This window comes from Devosia elaeis (assembly GCF_001650025.1).
In the GTDB taxonomy this organism is placed as follows: Bacteria; Pseudomonadota; Alphaproteobacteria; order Rhizobiales; family Devosiaceae; genus Devosia; species Devosia elaeis.
Window position 1 is genome coordinate 1 of the sequence record NZ_LVVY01000060.1, and the last position, 22,039, is coordinate 22,039.

Genomic DNA, 22,039 nt, shown 5'->3' on the forward strand with positions numbered 1-22,039 from the left:
CTCTACCAAAATCTGGAGGAGATCCAGGGGCTCAGGTCAGGATCAAGCTGCCAACCGTTCGACCGTGAGTCACACCTTCTACGTTGGAGTGGTGGACCACCTCCACGCATCCGGATTCATTGATCACCAAACAGCAAAGGCAGGAAACAATAGGTACTCCTCCCGCATGCGAGCTACACCGCTGCTCGCTGAAAAGCTAGCCGGTGTTCGAGGCCTCTGGGCTTCGGTGTCCATAGACCTGGATGCCCAGCATATCTTTGTTCGAGACGATCAGAAAAAGGTCGTGCCCTACCCTGACCCAGGGCCGTTCGATCTTGCGCAAGCCAACCAAAATCTTCGGCGGATCAACGCTAACCTTCAGACCTCGCTTCTCAACATAGCCATTTCGGACGATCAGACATTGGCGTTGCAGAGGCGCTTGCATGGCGACCCCGACGAGGCAACGGAGGATGATGACGACGAAGACCTGCCACTCGATTTCTCAGATCGGTCACTGAGGCGATTGTTTGCCCAAAACTCGTTCGAACGAGGCGGACGGTTTTATGGGGGATGGTGGCAAGGCGTTCCAAGCGAGCTTCGAAAGTTCATCGAGGTGGATGGGCTGATGACTGTGGAGCTGGACTTTTCGTCTATCCAGCCACGCATTCTTTACGCACTGGCAGGCGAGACGCCTCCCGACGATGCCTATGTTTTCAAGGGCTGGGGAACACTGTTTCGGCCCTTCATGAAGAAGGCCTTCAACCAGTTGCTCAACAGCGCACCCTCATCTCGGGACCCAGCGCAATGGCACAGGTTTGCTCCAGCACTATCTCAGTTCAAGCAGGCCCAACTTAAATTTCCCGGACTGAAACTACCGGCGTTGCCCGAATGGGAAGCAACCTCTCCCCATGCGAAGCGCAAGTTCACTCGCAAGCTCTTCAGCGAGGTTTTGGAAAGAGATTACGATCAGATGCTATCGGCCCTGCTGGCATTCCATGCTCCGATTAGCGACGCATTCTTCAGTGGCGCATGGGCGACGCTGCAGTTTCAAGATTCTCAGATAGCGGAGAGAGTCATGATCAAGATGCTCGACGAAAACGTCACTGCGTTGCCGATACACGACTCATTTATCGTACGTCGAGGAGCTGAACCGATGCTCGATAGGGCCATGAAGGAGGCCTTTCGGGAAGTAGTGGGCATAGATGCATTGGTTGATGCTGATACAAGTTTGTACGCCAACCCCACCAATGATGATCCGGGTCTAGTTTTTGGAAAGGACCTTCACGACGCCATGAAAGATCACATGGTCAGTCACTCCATGTATATCCGAAGGGAATACGAATGGAGAGAAGTAAGAGGATTAGGCGGGATTGACTAACGAACTTGCCGGTCGATGTCGACTGCGGTTTGTGCCTGCGTCGCCACATGACCGGACAGGTGTTGGGAGTGACAAGAATTTCCTCTCATACTAGGGGTCGATAGCTTATTCTAGCCCCGTCAGCGTAACGCTGATGGTATGAGACCGACCGAACTCGTATGCCCTATCCACTTGGTCGAATCCCTCACTGATCATGATCCGAAGCTGCTCACCGCCAACCATGCCTGCTTCGGAGGTAGTAACCGGCGAGGATGTGCCAATACGCTCTATAGTATAAGCACTCCGGAAACACTTTATCATCGTGCCCAAAGGTGGCAGACTTCCATCAAGGTAAAAGACCTGTCCGCCATCGACCGGTTCGCCCGCAGCATTGAAAATTTGGACAGAGACTGCTGCCCGGTCAAGTGTTTGCCAAGTGTAGTTACGGAGCTCAATTAATATAGGGTCGTCTGTGTCGCAGCCGTTGGGCCGAGCAATGACCCCGTTCACCCAAACATGCTGGATCGCGGCCACTGATACCAGGGCGACCATGAAGGCTATCCCGCCGAGCTGCAGCCAATGTCGAGGCACCCGTATGGCTTTTATTGATCGTGCCAATTTGGCGCCATTTGCCTGGCCGAGGGTTGTTGGCGACGGAGCGCTTCTTAGTACGGCGACAAGGAAAACCGCTGCTAAGACAATGACCGAGGCACCTAGCCCCACCCACTCTGGCCTAAAGCAAGTGGAAAAATCGCACGATTGTCCCGCCCAATTTTGATCGAACCGGTTTTGCCAAGCCGAGGCAAAGATAAACACCCCCAAGCCAACCAGAACCGCAGCAATAGTCAACCTAACAATCTTCATTCGCCTTCCTTTAGGTCCATGAGACCGATCACATCCCGAACGTTCAGATGCGTGTACCGCTGGACGCTTCGGCTGTCTTTGTGTCCGCTTACCATCATAATCTGGGCTTGATTGAATCCCTTTCGGGCCACCATGGTGATGCGTGTATGCCGCAGTTGGTGCAGGCGCACGTCCTCATCCAAGCCCACGGCCCTCCTTGCCCTTCTAACAGCCGTGGAGACGCTATGGGCGGCTACCGGGAACAACCTATCATCGGGCGATTTGCAGCGCTCCTGAGCCGCCCTGAGCAGCGTCACCGCGCGCGTTGTGAGCGGAACAAATCGATCACCTGTTTTCCCGTCCACGACTGATAGCACTCGTTCATCCAGATGCAAAACACGTGGAGTCAGTTTGATGATTTCTGATCGGCGCATTGCCGTCTCATACGCGAGCTCAACCAACGCTCTCATCGAAGACGGGAGTGCGGAAATCAAGAGCTCGATCTCGTTCCTTTCAATAACTCTAGATCGGGGCTTGCACGCGGCCGGCAGAGGGATGTTCTTTGCTGGTGACGGAACGTCTCGTTCTCCAAAGATCATTTCTCGCTCTGCCCAGCGAAACAGCTTGTTGATCAGTTGGATTTCCTCTCTCACCGTTGGCCCCGAAACCTGCGTTAAACGATTGAGGCGGAATGAATTGACGTCTGACCGCGTGATACTGATGAGGGCTTGGGGAAACGACTTTGCGACCCGCTCCATCTTCTCTAGCATCATGTGCCTGGACGGCTTGCCTTTGAGCTGTGTGGAGCAATACCGCAAAGCGAGCGCATGCATGGTCAACGTGTTTTGGGAGGCAGGGCTATGAGATGGCGTTTGTGCGCCGACCCAAGCCTGAGCCTCGCCCAACGTGCCGAAGGACCGGGAGCGACTGGGGGCTCCCTTGATTCTGATCTGTGCGTTGAATTTGCCGGATGGAAGCTGCCTAATGCTGGCCACGGGGAGTACTCCTGAGCGTTTCCAAGTACATTAAGTACTTGATATTACACGCTCATTCGTAATGATGGGGTCGTCAGTTCGAGTCTGACAAGCGGCACCAGTTTTCTTCAGCCCACCTTTTCCATTAGTTCGAGCCGCTGTGCCTGGCGTGCCGAGGGCGCGATGGCGACGAGATCGGTCGGGGACGAACCGAACAGGGCGGCGCGTTCCTCAGGCAGCGACAAGAAGAACGGATAGCGGTCCATCACCCTGTCGCGGATCACAGGTACGTCGGCCGTGAAAAGCTGCATGGGGAAGGCCAGATCGGCATAGGTGCGTTCATCGCCCAGCGGCCGAGCGTTGAAGACTCGCCTGTAGAAGGCGGTGTGTTCCGGCCGGACGGCGGACATGCAATAGCGAACCGGAAAATGTTCGCAGGCCATGGCTGCGATCCGGAGCGTGAGATAGGGCAAAGCCGGATAGGCCAGCGACAATTCGAAATCGGTGGTGAAGCGGCCGGGGTCGATAAATGACTTGCCATTGTCCAAGAGCGGCTGCAGCACGTCGGGCCAGACGGACATGCAGGGCGAATATGGCTGCTCGGGCGTCACCACGTGAAAGCGCAGGGAACTGGCCAGCCGGCCGCCGATATAGACGCCGAAACAATAGCAGTTCGGCAATTCGTCGAACTGGTCGCGTGTCACCTGCTGGGAATTGACGGGGATGAAATCCTCCCGCCGATAGGCTTCGTAGCGCAGCCGATAGACCGGATCGAATTGCTCGTCCACGCTGACTCGCCGATAACGCACCTGGTCGAGAAGATCGATCAGCGTATTCGCAAATTGCGAACTGGTACTATTGCCAGCAGGTTTGCCCGCATTCATGAACATCGCCCCCGTTGTTCGGAGCGCATATTAACCGCCTGTTAGGGATAACCGCATTGGGAAAAATGACAGGTCCGCGGTGACGGGAACGGCTGGAAGCGGAATTTCGAAACCGGATCAGGAGGTTAATGGGAGTTAACCACGCGAACGTTTTCCGGCCGCGTTGACACCATGGGCTTGCCGTTGAACCGCTCGATAAGTTCGGCAACATCCTTGGCCGGCAGGGGACGGCTGAAGAAGTAGCCCTGGACCTGCTGGACGCTCGTCTCGCTCAGCATCACATTGAGCTGCTCTTCGGTTTCCACGCCCTCGGCGACGACCATCAGGTCGAGGTCCCGGCCCAGGCGCGCCACATTGGCCAGCAGCCGCAGGGCGCGCGGATCCTCGGCGATATCAACGACGAAGGAGCGATCGATCTTGAGCTTTGTAAACGGCAGGGCGCTGAGATAGCTCAGCGAGGAATAGCCGGTGCCGAAATCGTCAAGCGCGATGGCGATCCCCTTGTCGGCGAGGGTCTGCAAGACGCTGCCGGCCAGGTCGCGTTCTTCGATGAGCGCCGTCTCGGTGACTTCAATTTCAAGCCGGCCCGGAGCCAGCCCCGATTGGGTCAGCGCCCTGTCGATCAGCGCCGGCAGGTCGACACCGCGAAAATCGCGGGCCGAGACATTAACTCCGACACCCACCGGGCTCGACCAGCTTCGGCATTCATGCGTGGCATTTTCGATCACCCAGGCCGTTATGCTGGAAATGATCCCCATTTCCTCAGCCAGGGGAATGAAGGTTGCCGGGGGAATCGGCCCGAATTCGGGATGGGTCCAGCGCACCAAGGCCTCGCAGGACACCACCTTGCGCGTCGCGATATCGAGGAGCGGCTGGAACACCAGGCCCAGCTCCCCCTCCGCCACCGCCTCACGCAGATCGGCCTTGAGCCGCTGACGATAATGATAGTCGATATCCATCTGGGTATGGAAAATCTGGCTGCGACCCTTGCCCTCGGCCTTGGCGGCATAAAGCGCCAGGTCGGCCTTGGTCATCAATTCTTCCAGGTCACTCTGGCTGCCCGGGCTGAGGACGACGCCGACACTGACGCGAACCGGCAAAGCGATCCCGTTGAGCATGAAGGGGGGCTCGAAAGCCTCCAGCACCCGTCCGGCCTCGGCCCGACCATCGGTTTCGTCGCCGGCGGCGGACAAGACGATGAACTCGTCTCCGCCCATGCGGGCCAGCATGGCATTGGCCGGCAGCGCCGCGCGCAGCCGGTCGGCGGCCTGGCGCAGCAATTCATCGCCCACCACGTGGCCGAAGCTGTCATTGACGTGCTTGAACTCGTCGATATCTACGATCATCAGGGTGCTGGAATCGCCGGCAGCAGCCCGTTCCTGCAATTGTTCGAGAGCCAAGATGCCGAAATAGCTGCGATTGGGCAGCCCGGTCAGCGCGTCGTGCCGCGCGATGAAGCTGATGCGCTCATCGGCCAGGACACGTTCGGTAATGTCCTCGAACAGGAGCACGGTGCGCTGCTGGCCGGAACTGACCGTCACCTCGAAGATGCGGTCCCCGTCGATCGAAAGCTGCACCTTGCCCGAGCTGTGCTCCGCGATGATCTCCTGCAACCGGTCCACTGCATTCCTGGGCATTCTGCCGTCCGTACCCAGGCCTTCCAGAATCGGCGCGAAGGGTCGGCCGGCCAGTTTGCCGATATCGAGGGCGGTGAACATCCGCACGGCCCGGTCATTGGCCAGGGTAATCACGCCCTTTTCGTCCAGCATGCACAACCCATGCTCGAGCGTGGTGATGGCGATGTCGAATTCGGCGGCCAGCCGCGAGACCTCGACGCGCCCATGCACGGCGGACAATAGCAGCGAGCGAATGGCCGCCGCGTGCTTGCGATAGCTGATCAGCAGCAGGATCAGCATCGCCGCCAGCAATTGATTGTAGAAGTCGCCCCGGAAAATCATGGTGATCCAGAGCGGCACCGACAGGGAGATGATCTGGATGGTCAGCAATCGGTCGAGGCCGAAATTGCGGGCGACCAATCCCACGGTGGAGGCAATGGTGAGTGTAAAGCTGGCAAGTTCCGCGAAGGGATCACGCACGACCAGAAAAGCCACCAGGCACCACAATCCGTGGGTGAAAGCCACCAGGACGCCACCGACAATGGCCTTGTTTTCCCAGCGCTCGGCCGATTCGGCATCGTCGTCGCCGATACCGGCGCGCCAGAAGGCCCCCATATTGTGGAAACGCACAAAGGCGACCGCCAGAATGGCAAGAGCCACTACCAGCAGGATCGGCGCCTGTGCCTTGAACGCCGAGAGAGCGGCGACGGCGGCGCTGGAAAAAGCGCCCAGCAGCATTTGCCGCCGGTCGCTATAGACCGAGCGGATGATGGACACATAATCCAGAGCCGGCATGGTTTTTCGGGCTGGGGTCAGCACGGAAATTTCCCTGTTACTATGCCATTGGGCCCTTAAGCCCTTAACAAGGTCTTGCTCGCCCTCCCGGCCCAGCGCCTAATCGGCCTGCAGGCTGAACGACAGGTTAATACGGTCCGAACATAGCAGCCTTTCGCGCTTCCCCGCGTTTGTGCCGGTGACGAAGAAGGCCTTTTGAGGAGCAGGACATGGCTGAAAAACTCTCTGCCACGAGCCGCGACGCGGCCTTGGCCAAACTGACCTCCTGGTCCTACGACACCGCGGCGGACGCAATCACGCGGGAATTTCGCTTCGAGGATTTCTCGGCGGCCTTCGCCTTCATGACGCGGGTGGCGCTGGCCGCCGAAAAGGCCGGGCACCATCCCGAATGGTTCAATGTCTACAACAAGGTGCGCATCACCCTATCCACCCATGACGCTGGCGGATTGAGCCGAAAGGATATCGAGCTGGCCGAGCGCATCGACGCGCTCCATTCTGCCTCAGTGAAAATTGCGCCCGCCGGGTAAGGCCGCATAGGCCCGGCGTCTGGCGAGCTCGATTTCCCGCAACGCCTCGCGATTGCGGCTTTCCGGCCGATCCGATCCCGATTTGCCTTCATCGGCCCGAGCCAGCATGCGCTCGCCGATATCCTTGCCGTGTGAGAGATCCAACAGGTACGGCGTCAGGTCCGTCATGTCCTCGGCGACGATATGGATGACCCCATGGCTCGATTGCACCTTGCCGCGCACCGCCAGCATGCGGCTCGACAACAGGATCTTGCGCAGCCGGTCGTCCTTGAACAGTTTGGGCCAGACCACGACATTGGCGATGCCGGTTTCGTCCTCGAGCGTGGCGAAGATCACCCCGCTCGCCGTGCCCGGGCGCTGCCGCACCAACACCAGGCCCGCGACCTCCACCACGATATCGGACGGCACCGAAACCAGGTTTTCCGCCCGTGTCGTGCCGCGCGCCATCAGCATGGGCCGCAGGAATTGCACCGGATGGCCCTTGAGCGAGAGAGCAAGGGTCGAATAATCGTGGATGACCTCCTCGCCCGGCGCCATCAGCGGCAGGTCCGCCGGTTCCTCCGCTGCGCCATCGGACGGCGAAGCGGCGGCGGCAAAAAGCGGCAGCGTCTCGGCGCCATGAGTGCCGATCAACCCCTTGACCGCCCAGAGCGCCTCGCGACGATTGAGCCCCATCGAGGCAAAGGCATCGGCCCGCGCCAGCTTTTCGAGGCTGGCAATGGGCACGCCGCTGCGCAACCAGAGTTCGCGCACCGAACCATAGCCATCGCCACGATGCTCGACGATGCGGATGATATCTTTTTCCGCCAGCCCCTCCACGCGGCGCAGGCCCAGACGCACGGCATGCTCGGTCCGGATTTCTTCGGCCATGTCCCTGTGCCTGGACCAGATATGGTCGCGAGGATCGCGCGCGTTTCTTTCGAGTGCCGATTCCAGGCCCGATTCATTGACGTCCGGCGGCCGGACCTCCACCCCATGCTCGACGGCATCGCGGACGAGCTGGCTGGGCGCATAGAATCCCATGGGCTGGGAATTGAGCAGCGCGCAGAGAAACACATCCGGATAATGGCATTTGAGCCAGCACGAAGCATAGACCAGCAGGGCGAAACTGGCCGCATGGCTTTCGGGGAAGCCATATTCGGCGAAGCCCTCGATCTGTGAAAAGCAGCGCTCGGCAAAGGCGCGGTCATAGGACCGACCGGGATTGTCGACCATTCCGGTGATGAAGCGCTGCTTGAACACATCGATTTTGCCGGTGCGACGCCAGGAGGCCATGGCCCGGCGCAATTGATCGGCCTCCCCTTCGGTGAAGCCGGCACCCTTGATGGCCATTTGCATGGCCTGTTCCTGAAACAGAGGAATGCCGAGGGTTTTTTCGAGCACCATGTCCACCGGATCGTCCGGATCGGCCGTCCATGGCTCGATGCCATCCCGCCGTTTGAGATAGGGATGCACCATGCCGCCCTGGATCGGGCCGGGCCGCACGATGGCGACCTCGATGACCAGATCGTAGAATTCCTTCGGCCGCAGCCGCGGCAGCATGGTCATCTGTGCCCGGCTTTCGATCTGGAATACCCCGACCGTATCGGCGCGATGGGTCATTTCATAGACCGGCCGGGCCCGCTCGGGATGATGATATTCCTCGTTCTGCAATTCGGTCAGCTCGACCCTGCGCCCATAATGGGTTTCCATGAGCTCGAAGGCGCGCCGCAGGCAGGTCAGCATGCCCAGGGCCAGCACGTCGACCTTGAGAATCTTCAAAGCGTCGATGTCGTCCTTGTTCCATTCGATGATGGTGCGGCTGTCCATCGCCGATTTGCTGATCGGCACCAGGCTTTCGAGCGAATCCCTTGTGATGACGAAGCCGCCCACATGCTGGGACAGATGACGCGGAAAGCCCCGTAGCACCTTCACGACCTCGAACATCTGCGCCATGACCGGATCGTCGGGATTGAGCCCCAGGCTCCTGAGATCGCGCAGGTCGAGCTTGCTGCCCCAGCCCCAATGCAATTGATTGAAGGCGGCTATGGTGTCGTCCGACACCCCGAATACTTTGGCCGTCTCCCGGATGGCGCTGCGGGAGCGGTAGGAAATGACATTGGCGGTGAGCCCGGTCCGGCGCCCGCCATATTTCTGATAGACATATTGCATCACCTCCTCACGCCGTTCGTGCTCGAAATCGACGTCGATATCGGGCGGTTCGTCGCGCTCCGTGGAGATGAAACGGCCGAAGACCAGATTGGCCTTGCGCGGATCGACGGAGGTAATGCCCAGGCAGAAGCAGACCGTGGAATTGGCCGCCGAACCGCGCCCCTGACACAGAATGCCTTTTTCCTCGCGCGCGAATTTGACGATGTCGTAGACGGTCAGGAAATAGGCGGCATAAAGCTTGTCGGAAATGAGCTTGAGTTCGGTGCGGATCGTCTGCTCGATATCCTTGGAAAGCCCTTCGGGAAAGCGCTTTGCCGCCCCTTCCCAGGTCAGTCGCTCCAATGTCTGTTGCGCCGTTTCCCCTTCGCCGGTGGTCTCCTCGGGGTAATTGTATTCGAGCTGGCTGAGCGAAAAGCCGATCCGGGCGGTGAAGGCCTGGGTCTGGGCGATGGCGTCGGGATGTTCGGCAAAGAGCCGGGCCATTTCCTCGGGCAGTTTCAGATGCCGTTCGGCATTGGCGCTCAGCCGGAAACCGGCCTCTTCCAGGGTGACATGCTCGCGGATGCAGGTGACCACATCGAGCACCATGCTGCGCTCGGGCTGGTGATAGCGTGCGTCATTGCTGGCGATCATGGCCGCGCCATGCCGCTTGGCCAGGGCGGAGACGCGGTTGAGGCGGACCCGGTCATGGCCATCGAAATGTGGTACGCCCGCCACCCAGACCCGCCCCGGAGCCTGGCGGCTCAGATGATCGAGGTTTTTTTCGGTCAGAGCCCAATCCTGCTCCTCGGGCACGAGGATGAAGAGCTGGCCCTGCGAATAATCCTCCGGCGGGCCCTGTTCCACCGCATCTGCCGGATCGCCCGAACCGAAGAGATCGGAAAACAGCAATTGCGGATTGCCCTTCTCGCCCCTTTTATTGCCCACGGTCAGCAGCTTGCACAGCCGTCCATAGGCCGCCCTGTCGGTGGGATAGGCGATGATGTCGGGCGTGCCGTCGGCAAAGGCCAGCCGCACGCCGACCAGATAGCGGAAATCGGGACTGCGCCTCTTATTGTCGCGCGCCGTGACATAGCCGCGAACCACCCCGGCAAAGGAATTGCGATCGCACACGCCTAGGGCGGTCATGCCCATTTCCATGGCCTGGGCCACCAGTTCTTCCGGATGCGAGCCGCCCCGCAGGAAGGAGAAATTCGTGGTGCTGATCAATTCGGCGTAGAACGGAGGCGCGAGCACGATCGGCTTGGGCGCCTTGTCCTGGGGAGGAAGGGGTGCGTTCATGCGAACAATCCATGCAGATACCAGGCCGGCGGCACCGCGCCGCTGTAAAAACCCTGGCGGAACACCCAGAAACGGCGGCCGTCCTGGTCTTCGACCACGTAATAATCCCGCGTTCCCGCATCGGGATCGAAAGACGGCAGGCGAGGAATATAGGGTGGCGGCTCCGGCTCTTCCCCCGGTTCCGGCTCCTTGGGTGTGGGAGGTTCGACCAGTTTGAGCTGGGCGCCGCTGCGCCACCATTCCGCGCCCAGCCGCTCGGGCCCCTCGCCCCTGATCAGGCGGTAATTTTCCCGTCGCCAGACCATCGAGGCCGGCAGGCCATCGGGCACCTCGGCCATGATCGCCACCCGCTCGGGCTCGGGCAAGAGACGCAAGGGACGCTGCAGCACCGGCGCCGCGAGCGGCTCGGCACGGACGGCCACGGCCGGCACCAGCCGGGCCGCCCGTTCGGGCAGGCGGGAGGCGATCAATTCGGTTTTCAGCACGGCGCCCGGGCCCAGCCGGCTCGCCAGGCGGTCATTGAGCCGATCGATATCCTCGAGGCCGTTTTCGTCCGAAAAGGCCCCTTTCTGGACCGCATCGAGGCTTTCGAGGCTGGAGGCCGCCAAGCGCACCATGTCGATGCCGAAACCGGCATCATATTCGCCCGCCAGCCGCTGGGCCCGATGGCGGAACAGCGCAGTGATATGGTCTGGATCGCGGGTCAGGCGGGCCGCATTGAGCGACAGCGTCATCACCTTGTGATCCACCCGGTAGAGAAAAAGATGGAAGCTCTGCGCGCCCATGCCCGCCTCCGCGAGCCGGCAGCTCAATTGCACCGCCAGGTCATGAAGGATCAGCAACACGTCTTCCATGAGGCTGACCGGCTCGGCGAGGCGTCTGTCGGCATGATGATCGGCCGGCGGCAGCCGCGGGGACATCCGCTCTTCGATCTCGCCATAGGCCTGATCCAGCCGCAGCAGGAATTGCGCGCCGAACCGCGCCTGCAAGGGCTTGCGCGGGCGCTGCCGCACCTGGCCGATCCGGGTCAGTCCCATTTGCGTGAGCCCGGAAACTTGGCTTTCCGACACCCGGAGGGCGGCGACCGGCAGGGCGTCGAGCACGTTCTCGAAGCCCTCCTCCGTCAAGACCTGGCTGCGGGCGAAATGACTGACGGCCCAGGCCGCCCCGATCGTGGACGCGATGGCGCCGGACACCACATAGCCTAGGGCCCGCAGCCGCCCGAGCAGTTGGCGCAGCATGGCGGCCTCGCCACCGAACAGATGGCTCACCCCGGTAATGTCGAGCACCAGATCGCCGAACCGGGACATGTCGGTGAGCACCGAGACCAGCGGGCTGGCATTGGAATGCCAGTCGGCAAAACCTTCGAAGGCGCTTTCGAGCAGCGGCCGGTCGATTTCACGCACCACCATGTCCGGCTTTATCGCCCGGGCATCGGCCAGGTTCTGCCCGATGCGCAGCCCCTCGCGGCTGAGATCGGGATCGATCACGGCCAGCCGCAGCCTGCCCTTGATGCGTTCATAGAGGGCCAGCGGGACCGGCTGCAGCGCCGGATCAGCTCGCTTGAGATAATCGGTGGCCCAGAACGGCAGGTACAGCGCCAGGAAGCGGCGCGGCTGGACGTGCCGGATGCGATATTGCGGGCTGGGATATGAGAGCAAAGCCATTTCTGGTCCATTCCAACAACCAATCGGTGCGATTGCCGGCAATACGGCCCTTTTCCAGCCGCAGCCGCCAGCGCGCAGGCCCGGGCGCGCGCTCGTCGTAAAGCGGGCGGCCACTGGAAAAGGGCCGCAAATGCCAGCGCAGATGCCCGGCGCTGCTGGCGCGCCGCTGCCCGTAGCGCAGCAGGAACAGCGACACCTTGCTGCCGCTGCTGCGCAGGCTGAGCCGCCGGCTGGCGGTGAAATCGAGCAATTTGGGATCGCCCCGCACATCGGCGATCATGGCGGCGACGGCGCGGCAGCCGGCCACCTCCTCGGCGGCCCACAGCAATTCCCCCATATCGGCGGCACGCACGAGCACCAGCCGGGCCGGATCGAGCCCGAACCAGGAGAGACCAGGTCCATAGGGCAGGCCCAGTTTCTGCGCATCCTCGCCCAATTGCAGGTAGAAAATCGTCGGCCGGCGCGCGGTCACCAGGCTCTTCGCCTGCGCCAGGGCAAAGCCCAGGCTGGCGCCGCCATCGCGGATTTCATCGGCGAAGATTTCCTGCACCAGCCCGCCCGGCAGCTCCGGAAAGGCCTCGCCTCCCGCCATATCGGGCCGGCGCGCCGTCTCCAGCAAAGCCGGCTTGCGCTCGATATCGGCAATGACATTGCGCAGCGCGGCAAGGCGCTGTCGGCGATCGGGGGCCTGCATGATGCGACCAATTACATGAACAAAACAGGAACATTTAGACTCCGAATTCTCCCGGAGTCGAGTCTCTTTTTGTCCCCGGTCGGTGTGGCCCGGCTGCATCAGCGCCGGTCAAGAGCACGTGAAAGCGGCCCCAGGCCATTGAGCCCGCGCCGCTTATGACTAAGTCTTGCCCCGCTGGCCCCCGGCCTGATCACGCGATTATTCCCACGGAAGGCCGATATGTTCGAAGCCCTGACCCGCCTGTTCGGCAAGGCCGAGGCGCCCGCCGATCTTTCCGATCCCAAACTGGCCGTCGCCGCCCTGCTCGTGCACCTGGCCGCCGTGGACGGGGTGATGCAGGACAGCGAGCGCAATGCCATTCGCGGCGCGCTGATGGACCATTACGACCTGGACGAGGCGGCGGTGGACAAGCTGGTCCGAGACGCGGCAAGGCGCGATGCCGAGGCGGTGGATTTCTATAAGTTTACCAGCGGCTTGACCCGGCTGGACATGGACGACCGCATCGAGATCATCCGCATGATGTGGCGCGTGGTCTTTGCCGACCGCTCCAATCACGAGCTCGAGGACAACATGGTCTGGCGCATTGCCGAACTGATCGGCGTCTCCAGCCGCGACCGCACAATCCTGCGCAACCAGATGCGCGGCCGGGCCGCCGAAGCGGTCGAGGATCAATAGGCCGAAAAGGCGCCGATGATCTCGACCTCGTCGGTCATGCAGTTGAAATCTCCAGCTTTATCAGCGGCTTGGCGTGCTTTTTCATTGGCGTCTTCATTGGCCAGCGCGTCGATATAGGCGATGTGGCAGCTATTACCCTCCTGGAGCTGGGTGACCACCAGGACCTGGCCCTTGTTGATTCCCGTTTCCGGATCGGCGGTGTGATAGCGCACGATCGTGGCGATGGGCAGCCAGCGGCCCTGGGCATTGGACAGCCGCCATTCCAACGTGTTTCCAAGCTCGTTGAACGGCGGAAGTGTTTGAAATCCCGCATTATTCTTGTCGACATTGAAGCCGTAGCGCAGGGAGAAACGCAGGTCCCCCTCCTGCACCATGAGCGGATAGCCGCGATAGCCCGGACAGGTCCAGCTGGCGCCGAAATCGTCGGCATCGAGCACCAGGCACTGGTCCAGATCGAGCTCGGTATAGACGCTCATCGCCCCCGGCTGGGCCAAAGCGGGGCCCGTCGCCAATGCTAACGCCAGGACCGAATTGGTGAGCAGACTGTTAACCCTGAGCATCGCCAAAATGGTCTCCTCGCTATCGCATCGACATGATCGAGATCAATGTGCCACCATCATGGCCGTGCCAAGGGAAATGCAGTCGAACACGGAGGATCCAATGTTCAAGAATCTGCTGATCGCCATCGACGGTTCCGAGCTGGGCGGCAAGGCGCTGGATGCCGGAATCGCGCTGGCCCGCACCCATGAGGCCGGGCTGCTGATCCTGACCGCCACCGACCCGGTCAGCACCGGCATCGGCTCGGGCGGCTTCGGCACCATCGATGCCGGCCATATCGTCGCCCGGCTGGAAGAGAATTACGCCGCCGAGGCCAGGACGCTGCTTGCCGAGGCCAGCGCCCGCGCCGAAGCCGCCGGGCTCGCCGCCCAGACAGTGCATGTGCCGCGCCAGCGTCCGGCCGATGCCATTCTGGCCGCCGCCAAGGAGCAGGGCATCGATACCATAGTCATGGGCTCCCATGGACGGCGCGGGCTGGGACGGCTGCTCCTGGGCAGCCAGGCGGCCGAAGTGCTGGCGCGCTCGCCCATTCCGGTGCTGATCGTCAAATAGGCCGGACCGCCGGGTGGTGCGGCGGATTTGAGACTTGCCTTTGGCGGGCTTTGTGGGCAGAACCTGCCCCCATTCCGTCCCCTCCCGCACGGCAAGCCAAGGCTAGACATGAATATCGACGCGATCCCCACCGGCAAGAATCCGCCCGACGACCTCAACGTCATCATCGAGGTCCCGCTCGGTGGCGAGCCGATCAAGTACGAAATCGACAAGGAGAGCGGCGCGCTGTTCGTCGACCGCTTCCTCTATACGCCCATGCGCTATCCGGGCAATTACGGCTTCGTGCCCCATACCCTGTGCGGCGACGGCGACCCGCTCGACGTCATCGTGATGAATTCGCGCCCCCTGGTGCCCGGCGCCGTGGTGCGCTCGCGCCCGGTCGGCGTGCTGTTCATGGAAGACGATGGCGGCCAGGACGAAAAGATCATCGCCGTGCCGGTCTCCAAGCTGACCCGCATGTATGACGGGATCACCGATATCGGCGACCTGCCGGAAATCCAGCTCGAACGGGTCAAGCACTTCTTCACCCATTACAAGGATCTCGAGCCGGGCAAATGGGCCAAGATCGACCGGATCGGCAACCTGGCCGATGCGCGCAAGGTGATCCTCGATTCCATCGCCCTGGCGCAAAAGGCCTGATTTTTCGATCCTATCGCGGCTTCCGGCGTTGTACGAAGACCATATTCGTCCCGCCGGAGGCCTTTTTCTATGCATCGTCTCGCCGTCCTCGCCGCCACAGGCCTGCTTGCCCTGCCCGCGATCGCCCAGGAGGCGGCCATGCCCTCCGATGCCGATATCGCGAAAATCCTCGGCGACCGGATCGGCCGCGACCAGGCCAATGTCGGCATCGCCGTGGCGGTGATCGAGAACGGGCAAACCCGTTTCGTCTCCCATGGCACGATCGGCGTCGATTCGGACGTGCCGGTGGACGAGCACACAATCTTCGAAGCCGGCTCGATCACCAAGGTCTTCACCAATCTGCTGCTGGCGCAATTGGTGGAAGCGGGACGGATCGACCTCGATGCGCCCATCGCCACCTATCTGCCCGAAGGCACGATCCTGCCCCGGGAGGGCGGCCGCGCCATCACCGCCTTCGATCTCGCCACCCATAGCGCGGGCCTGTCGGGCCTGCCCGAGGACCTGATGGCGCGCGGCCTCGACAATCCCTATTCCGGCTATGGCGCCGAAGGGCTGATGGCCTGGCTCGCCGATTACGACCTGCCCCGGCCCATCGGCGAGAGCTTCGAATATGCCAATGCCGGCACGGCGCTGCTGGCCCAGGCCATCGAACAGGTCAGCGGCGAACCCTATGTCGACCTGCTGCAGCGAAACATCCTCGATCCCCTGGACATGGACGAAACCAGCCTGGCCCTGACCGGAATGGAGCGGCCCGACATGGCCCAGGGCCATGACGCGGCCCGCGAAATCGTGCCCTATTGGGATTTCGACGCCTTCGCCCCGGTGGGCGGATTGCTGAGCACCAGTTCGGACCTGGCCAAATTCATCGCCGCCGCCAGCGGCGCGGCGGACAGCGAATTGAAGCCGGCCTTCGACGCCATGCTGGCGCGCACCCGGCCGGCCGATGGCGGCGATTCCATCGGCCTGGGCTGGTTCCTCACCGATACGGGTCAGGGCGAGATCGTCTGGCACAACGGCATCACCGCCGGCTTCCGCAGCTTTGCCGGCTTCGAGCGGCAGAGCGGCAATGGCGTGGTCGTCTTGTCCAATATGGTGACCCAGGCCGGCATCGAGGATATCGGCATGCACCTGCTCGACCCGGCCCTGCCGCTGCGCGAACAGCCGCAAATCCGCACCCAGGTGGAGATCGACCCGGCCCTGCTCGACGATTATGTCGGCGAATATGTGCTGGGCCCGGGCGCCGTCATCACCATCACCGCCGAAAACGGCCGGCTCTTCGCGCAATTGACCGGCCAGGAACGCTTCGAAATCTTCCCCGAAAGCGAGACCGAATTCTTCTATCGCATCGTCGATGCGCAGATCACCTTCGATGTGCATGCGGGCGACGTGAAATCGCTGATGCTGCACCAGAACGGCCAGGACCTGCCGGGGCTGAAACTGGTGGAATAGGAGAGATTTGCCCTGCGGGACGGGTCGGAACCCGTCAAGGGGGAGGTGCCGCATCGCGTTTGGGGCACTATTGCGCGTCACACGCCGGCCCAACACCCTCCCCCTTGCGGGCAGGGCTGGGGTGGGGGTCGTGCGGTGATCCGCTGATGGACCCCCACCCTCATTCCCTCCCCTCAAGGGGGAGGGAGGCGATGGAGCCGTCAAATCAATGCAGGAAACGTTCAAAGGGAACACTCCCGGCGCAGGCCGGGATCCACCTTGAGGTGTTCCGCCGCGGAAGATGGACCCCGGCCTGCGCCGGGGTGACATCGGCGCGCGGGGGCGGGTCGGTTGGGGGATGACGCACATTCCCCCGGCGCCATTGCCAAGAGCGTGGCGGGGCGCTCATATGCCGGCATGACGCCCCTGCCCTATGACCTTGCCGCCCGCCTGTTCCAGATCGGCACCCGGCCCATCGATCCGGCGGACTGGCTGGAGCCGGACGCGGCCATGGCAGGCCAGCTCGCCGAAAAGGCGCGGCTGCGACACCTCCATCCCGAGGCGATCTTCGCCGAACGGCCGGAGAGCCGCCCCGCCCAGGCCGAAATCCTGGCGCTGCTGGCCCAATACCTGCCCGGGCGCTTTCCAAAGCTCTGGCGGCGCGAGGGGCGGGTCATCCATATCGCGCCGAGCGGCGAGACCATCGACCTCGATGGCGCGGACAGCCCGCTCCGTGTCGCCGCGCGGCTGATCCAGGACGATCTCCTGCTGCTCGAGCGCGACGCCGAGGCCTGGCGGCTGACCGCCGGGGCCCTGGCCTTTCCCTCCTCCTGGACGCTGGCGGAAAAGCTGGGCCGGAGGCTCGACGCCATTCATGATCCGGTGCCCGGCTTCGGCCCCGGCACGCGGGCGGCGCAGATCATGGCCCGCATGTTCGACGCCGCGCGGCCTGAAACCCCGATGCTGCGCTGGAATTTTTCGCTCTATGGCGATGCGCGGCTCTTCCATCCCGACAATCTCGGCCCGGAGGTGCCGCGCTTTGGCGCCGGGCAGCGCGCCGACCCGGTGGTGCTGCGGGTGGAACGGCAGACCTTGCGAAAATTGCCGCAGACCGGGGCCATGGCCTTCACCATCCGCATCGGGCTGCATGACCTCAACGCATTGGCAGGCCATCCCCAGGCCGGACGCATCGCCGCGGCCTTGCGCGAGCAGGTGGCGGCCCTGACCCCCGAACAGCTCGCCTATAAGGGCCTGACCCGGGAAAAGACCCGCCTGCTGGCGCGGCTGGACGAGATGGGCAAGGCTAGCGCGGGGCAGGTTTAGCATCCAACCCAATCGCAATCGTCACCCTCGGGCTTGACCCGAGGGTTCTTTGTTTTGGATGCATCGCAAACGCCCTCGGGTCAGGCCCGAGGGTGACGATCCGGGGGTGGGGGGAGTTCAGTTATCCACTGATGTCCGGTAAGCAAAAGGCCCGGAGCATGCGCCCCGGGCCGTCTTCGATCCGGTCCGGACAAGGGCCGGCTACATCGCCCAATTGGCCAGCACCGCCAGGAGCAGCAGGGCCACGATATTGGTGATCTTGATCATCGGATTGACGGCGGGGCCCGCCGTGTCCTTGTAGGGATCGCCGACGGTATCGCCGGTGACCGAGGCCTTGTGCGCATCCCCGCCCTTGTGGTGAGTGACGCCATGGCTGTCGGTAAAGCCGTCTTCGAAGCTCTTCTTGGCATTGTCCCAGGCGCCGCCGCCGGCCGTCATGGAAATGGCGACGAAGAGGCCGGTGACGATGACGCCCATCAGCATGGCGCCCAGGGCCGAGAAGGCATTAGCCTGGCCCGCAATCCACAGAATGGCGAAATAGACCACGATCGGGGAGAGGACCGGCAGCAGGCTGGGGACGATCATTTCCTTGATCGCCGCCTTGGTCAGCATGTCGACCGCCCGGGCGTAATCGGGCTTGGACGTGCCTTCCATGATGCCCGGATCGGCCTTGAACTGGCGGCGCACCTCCACCACCACCGATTGGGCGGCGCGCCCCACCGCCGTCATCGACATGCCGCCGAAGAGGAAGGGCAGCAGCCCGCCGAAGAGCAGGCCGACCACGACATAGGGATTGGCGAGATCGAAATTGACCGTCAGATCGGTGAAATAATGTTTCAGGTCCTCGGTATAGGCCGCGAACAGCACCAGCGCGCCGAGGCCCGCCGAGCCGATGGCATAGCCCTTGGTGACGGCCTTGGTGGTATTGCCGACGGCATCGAGCGCGTCGGTATTGTGGCGCACTTCCTTGTCGAGACCGGCCATTTCGGCAATGCCGCCGGCATTGTCGGTGACCGGGCCGAAGGCGTCGAGCGCCACGATCATCCCGGCAATGGCCAGCATGGTGGCGACCGCCACCGCGATGCCGAAGAGGCCCGCCAGGCTATAGGTGACGATGATGCCGGCAATGATGGTCAGGGCCGGCAGGGCCGTGGATTCGAGCGAGACGGCCAGACCCTGGATGACATTGGTGCCATGGCCGGTGACCGAGGCCTCGGCGATGGAATTGACCGGGCGGCGATTGGTGCCGGTATAATATTCGGTGATGACGATGATCAGCCCGGTAATCACCAGGCCGGTGACGCCGCACCAGAACAGGTGCCAGGGAGTGAAGCTCTTGTCGGCGGTCTCGATGGCCACGTTCATGTCGCCGAACATCAGCCACAGCACCGGCAACAGCGCGACCAGCGACAGCACGCCCGAGGCGATGACGCCCTTGTAGAGCGCGCCCATGATATTGTTGTCGGCGCCCAGCTTGACGAAATAGGTGCCGATGATCGAGGTCACCACGCAGGCGCCGCCAATGGCCAGCGGCAGGACCATGCCGATGAGCTTGAACTGCTCGGGCAGGATGATGGCGGCCAGCACCATGGTGGCGACGATGGTGACCACATAGGTCTCGAACAGGTCCGCCGCCATGCCGGCGCAATCGCCGACATTGTCGCCCACATTGTCGGCAATGGTGGCCGGATTGCGCGGATCGTCCTCGGGAATGCCGGCCTCGACCTTGCCCACCATGTCGCCGCCCACATCGGCGCCCTTGGTGAAGATGCCGCCGCCCAGGCGCGCGAAGATGGAAATCAGCGAAGCGCCGAAGCTGAGCGCCACCAGGGCATCGATGACAATGCGGCTGGTGGGCGCGAAGCCCATGCCGGTGAGGATCATGAAATAGAGCGTGACGCCGAGCAGGCCCAGCCCCGCCACCAGCATGCCGGTGACCGCGCCGGACTTGAACGCCAGGTCCAGCCCCTTGCTGAGTGAGCCCACGGCCGCCTGGGCCACGCGCACATTGGCGCGCACCGAAACGTTCATGCCGATGAACCCGGCCGCGCCCGAGAGCACCGCCCCGATCAGGAAGCCGATGGCGGCATAGATGCCCAGCAGCAGCCAGGCGGCGACCAGGATGACCACGCCCACGATGGCGATGGTGGTATATTGGCGTTTGAGATAGGCCGAGGCGCCCTCGCGCACCGCCGCGGAAATTTCCTGCATGCGCGCCGACCCCGCATCGGCCCTGAGCAGGCCCTGGGTGGTCACCACGCCATAAACGATAGACAGACCGCCACAGGCGACGATCAGCCAAAGTGCCAGATCCATAGGATAAGTCCCTTGAAGTTTTCTCCTCCGAGGACCCCGCACCGCCGCGCCCGGATCTTTTGCCCGGTGCGCACCAGCCCTCCGTCGGGCTCCTCCCGCAGGGGAGATTAGCCGGATTGCGGACTTAAGCAATGGAGATTGCGCTATTTTGTCGCGCCGCCGGCGCGGCGGGACGGCCCTAGGCCAGGGCGCGCGCCCGCGCCGCCAGCAGGTCCGCATCCCCCTTCACGGCCAGCGCCTTGATGCGGCCGGTTTCGCCGCTGACCAGGGAAAGACTGGATTTCGGCACGTCGAGCGCCCTGGCGAGCAGCGCCATCAGGGCCGCATTGGCCTTGCCCTTGTCGGGCACGGCGGCGACGCGGACGCGCAGCACGCTGGTGCCGTCGTCGCGGCTTTCGACGCCCATTATGGCGTCGCGACCGGCATTGGGCGTGACGCGGACATGCAGGATGAGCCCGCTCGCTTGCACCCGGAAGAAGCTAGATTCCGGCGCGGACAATTGCCGGATAGATGTAATAGCCGATGATCGACTGGATGAAGAAGATCAGGAGGAAAGCCACCAGCGGCGACAGGTCCAGCCCGGAGAAATTGGGCATGAAGCGCCGGATCGGCCCCAGGACCGGCTCGGTCAATTGGTTGAGCACCCGCCACACGGCGGCGACGAACTGATTGCGCGTATTGATGACGTTGAACGAAATCAGCCAGCTCATGATGATCATGATGAGCAGGACCCACCAATAGAGCTGCAGCAGGATGAGGACGATGTCGAGCACGGCGCGCATGGGCGTCTCCGGAGAAAGGTCGGCGCATTATCTAGTGGGTGCGGGCCGATGCGGCAAGTGCGCCGCTCCCGCGCCCGGGACCGGAAAGCTTCGGGGTCCCACACCGGATATGCGATGCAGGACCCCAAATGACTGACTTGTCCGGTACGCAGCACACTTCATCCGGACAGCACCCTCATTGCACGAAGCGTGCCAGTTCCGGGTCACCCGGAAAACCGGGACCAGAGATTAACGCCTTGTAAAATTTCGCATTTTGCCTCACGGGACCGCCTCGCAAAATGCAAGACATTCCGCAATTTGCGACAATGGCCCTATTCGGCCGGCTTGTCCCCGGTGGGGCGGCTGGGCTTCCAGGTGACAACGCGGAAGAGGTAGATCAGCACCACCAGGGCCAGCACCACATAGCTCAGCGGATCGAGCACCACTTCGATGACGTGGTAATGCTCGTGCAGGAGGAAGCCGGCCATGGTGAGGAAGGTGTTCCAGATCAGCGCGCCCAGCGTCGAGGCCAGCAGGAACAGCGGCAGCGGCATGCGCGAGAGCCCGGCCGGGATGGAGATCAGCGTGCGGATCAGCGGCACCAGGCGCCCGAACAGCACGATGATCGGGCCATAGCGCTTGAACCAGCTGACGGCGACGTCGATCTCGTCCGAATTCATCGCCATGAAGCGCCCGAAGCGATCGGCCAGCCAGCGCACCCGGGCCAGGCCGAAAAGGCGGCCTGCGAAATACCAGGGCAGCATGCCCACGACCGCGCCCAAGGTCGCCGTGACCAGCACGCCCACCAGGTTGAGATCGCCATTGGCCGCCGCGAAGCCGGCAAAGGGGATGATGAGTTCGGACGGTATCGGGGGAAAGAGGCTCTCGGCCAGCATGACGAGGAAAATCCCGACATAGCCCATTTCGGTTATGGTCTGGATGATCCAGTCGGTCATGCAAGAAACTCCTCGAACACAATGTCACCCCGGCGAAGGCCGGGGTCCATCCTGGGGGTCTAC

18 protein-coding genes and 1 pseudogene are annotated in these 22,039 nt (G+C 62.5%); 7 read left to right on the forward strand and 12 right to left on the reverse strand.

Annotated features, from left to right (window positions below; genetic code table 11):
* Positions 1-1,357: pseudogene (locus tag A3840_RS01985) on the forward strand (hypothetical protein); the annotation flags it as partial.
* A gap of 105 nt (positions 1,358-1,462) precedes the next feature.
* On the opposite strand, the gene A3840_RS19385 reads toward A3840_RS01985, so the two are convergent.
* The 4 genes from A3840_RS19385 to A3840_RS02005 all read right to left on the reverse strand — a co-directional run bounded on the left by A3840_RS19385 (position 1,463) and on the right by A3840_RS02005 (position 6,472).
* On the reverse strand, positions 1,463-2,200 hold the full coding sequence (locus A3840_RS19385; protein WP_131798219.1) for a hypothetical protein: 738 nt from the start codon (positions 2,198-2,200) through the stop codon (positions 1,463-1,465).
* Complete coding sequence (locus A3840_RS19550) at positions 2,197-3,174, reverse strand: tyrosine-type recombinase/integrase (RefSeq protein ID WP_067451075.1); 978 nt, start codon at positions 3,172-3,174, stop codon at positions 2,197-2,199. Before A3840_RS19550 ends, A3840_RS19385 begins: the two co-directional genes overlap by 4 nt.
* A 107-nt stretch (positions 3,175-3,281) precedes the next feature.
* A complete protein-coding gene (locus A3840_RS02000) occupies positions 3,282-4,037 on the reverse strand; it encodes an N-acyl amino acid synthase FeeM domain-containing protein (RefSeq protein WP_131798220.1) in 756 nt (251 codons plus the stop codon).
* A 125-nt stretch (positions 4,038-4,162) separates the two neighbouring features.
* Positions 4,163-6,472 carry a putative bifunctional diguanylate cyclase/phosphodiesterase gene (locus tag A3840_RS02005; RefSeq protein WP_131798221.1) on the reverse strand — a complete coding sequence of 770 codons (2,310 nt, stop codon included), beginning with the start codon at positions 6,470-6,472 and terminating at the stop codon, positions 4,163-4,165.
* Between the two features lie 185 nt (positions 6,473-6,657).
* Between A3840_RS02005 and A3840_RS02010 the strand changes: the two genes are divergently transcribed.
* Positions 6,658-6,975 carry a 4a-hydroxytetrahydrobiopterin dehydratase gene (locus A3840_RS02010; RefSeq protein ID WP_067451084.1) on the forward strand — a complete coding sequence of 106 codons (318 nt, stop codon included), beginning with the start codon at positions 6,658-6,660 and terminating at the stop codon, positions 6,973-6,975.
* Here A3840_RS02010 and A3840_RS02015 read toward each other — a convergent pair.
* Genes A3840_RS02015 through A3840_RS02025 form a run of 3 tightly spaced genes read right to left on the reverse strand, consistent with a single transcriptional unit; the run spans position 6,949 to position 12,768 of the window.
* A complete protein-coding gene (locus A3840_RS02015; protein ID WP_082903578.1) occupies positions 6,949-10,407 on the reverse strand; it encodes an error-prone DNA polymerase in 3,459 nt (1,152 codons plus the stop codon). The two genes, A3840_RS02010 and A3840_RS02015, sit on opposite strands and share 27 nt — an antisense overlap.
* A complete protein-coding gene (locus A3840_RS19555) occupies positions 10,404-12,074 on the reverse strand; it encodes a Y-family DNA polymerase (protein ID WP_067451089.1) in 1,671 nt (556 codons plus the stop codon). Before A3840_RS19555 ends, A3840_RS02015 begins: the two co-directional genes overlap by 4 nt.
* Positions 11,962-12,768 carry an ImuA family protein gene (locus A3840_RS02025; protein ID WP_067451091.1) on the reverse strand — a complete coding sequence of 269 codons (807 nt, stop codon included), beginning with the start codon at positions 12,766-12,768 and terminating at the stop codon, positions 11,962-11,964. The genes A3840_RS19555 and A3840_RS02025 overlap by 113 nt, the downstream gene beginning before the upstream one ends.
* Positions 12,769-12,987: 219 nt before the next feature.
* On the opposite strand from A3840_RS02025, the gene A3840_RS02030 reads away from it, so the two are divergent.
* A complete protein-coding gene (locus tag A3840_RS02030) occupies positions 12,988-13,443 on the forward strand; it encodes a tellurite resistance TerB family protein (RefSeq protein WP_067451093.1) in 456 nt (151 codons plus the stop codon).
* Here A3840_RS02030 and A3840_RS02035 read toward each other — a convergent pair.
* Entirely contained in the window at positions 13,437-14,009 is a 573-nt protein-coding gene (locus A3840_RS02035) for a hypothetical protein (protein ID WP_131798222.1), read from the reverse strand. The genes A3840_RS02030 and A3840_RS02035 overlap by 7 nt on opposite strands.
* Before the next feature lie 94 nt (positions 14,010-14,103).
* Between A3840_RS02035 and A3840_RS02040 the strand changes: the two genes are divergently transcribed.
* The 4 genes from A3840_RS02040 (at position 14,104) to A3840_RS02055 (ending at position 17,943) form a co-directional block, all read left to right on the forward strand.
* Positions 14,104-14,553, forward strand: coding sequence for a universal stress protein (locus tag A3840_RS02040; RefSeq protein WP_067451098.1), 450 nt, complete (start codon positions 14,104-14,106; stop codon positions 14,551-14,553).
* A gap of 108 nt (positions 14,554-14,661) precedes the next feature.
* Positions 14,662-15,192, forward strand: coding sequence for an inorganic diphosphatase (gene ppa / locus A3840_RS02045; RefSeq protein ID WP_067451101.1), 531 nt, complete (start codon positions 14,662-14,664; stop codon positions 15,190-15,192).
* Between the two features lie 69 nt (positions 15,193-15,261).
* Positions 15,262-16,641: a serine hydrolase gene (locus A3840_RS02050; protein ID WP_067451103.1), complete on the forward strand. Its 1,380-nt coding sequence runs from the start codon at positions 15,262-15,264 to the stop codon at positions 16,639-16,641.
* Between the two features lie 330 nt (positions 16,642-16,971).
* Positions 16,972-17,943: a heme-dependent oxidative N-demethylase family protein gene (locus A3840_RS02055; RefSeq protein WP_082903581.1), complete on the forward strand. Its 972-nt coding sequence runs from the start codon at positions 16,972-16,974 to the stop codon at positions 17,941-17,943.
* A 201-nt stretch (positions 17,944-18,144) separates the two neighbouring features.
* Here the strand turns inward: A3840_RS02055 and A3840_RS02060 are convergent, their stop codons facing one another.
* From A3840_RS02060 to A3840_RS02075, 4 genes are all read right to left on the reverse strand, one after another.
* On the reverse strand, positions 18,145-20,259 hold the full coding sequence (locus tag A3840_RS02060; RefSeq protein ID WP_067451106.1) for a sodium-translocating pyrophosphatase: 2,115 nt from the start codon (positions 20,257-20,259) through the stop codon (positions 18,145-18,147).
* A 178-nt stretch (positions 20,260-20,437) separates the two neighbouring features.
* Positions 20,438-20,728, reverse strand: coding sequence for a DUF167 family protein (locus A3840_RS02065; protein ID WP_067451109.1), 291 nt, complete (start codon positions 20,726-20,728; stop codon positions 20,438-20,440).
* A gap of 10 nt (positions 20,729-20,738) precedes the next feature.
* Positions 20,739-21,041: a YggT family protein gene (locus A3840_RS02070; RefSeq protein WP_067451112.1), complete on the reverse strand. Its 303-nt coding sequence runs from the start codon at positions 21,039-21,041 to the stop codon at positions 20,739-20,741.
* Positions 21,042-21,352: 311 nt separating this feature from the next.
* On the reverse strand, positions 21,353-21,976 hold the full coding sequence (locus A3840_RS02075; protein ID WP_067451115.1) for a DedA family protein: 624 nt from the start codon (positions 21,974-21,976) through the stop codon (positions 21,353-21,355).
* Positions 21,977-22,039 lie beyond the last annotated feature (63 nt).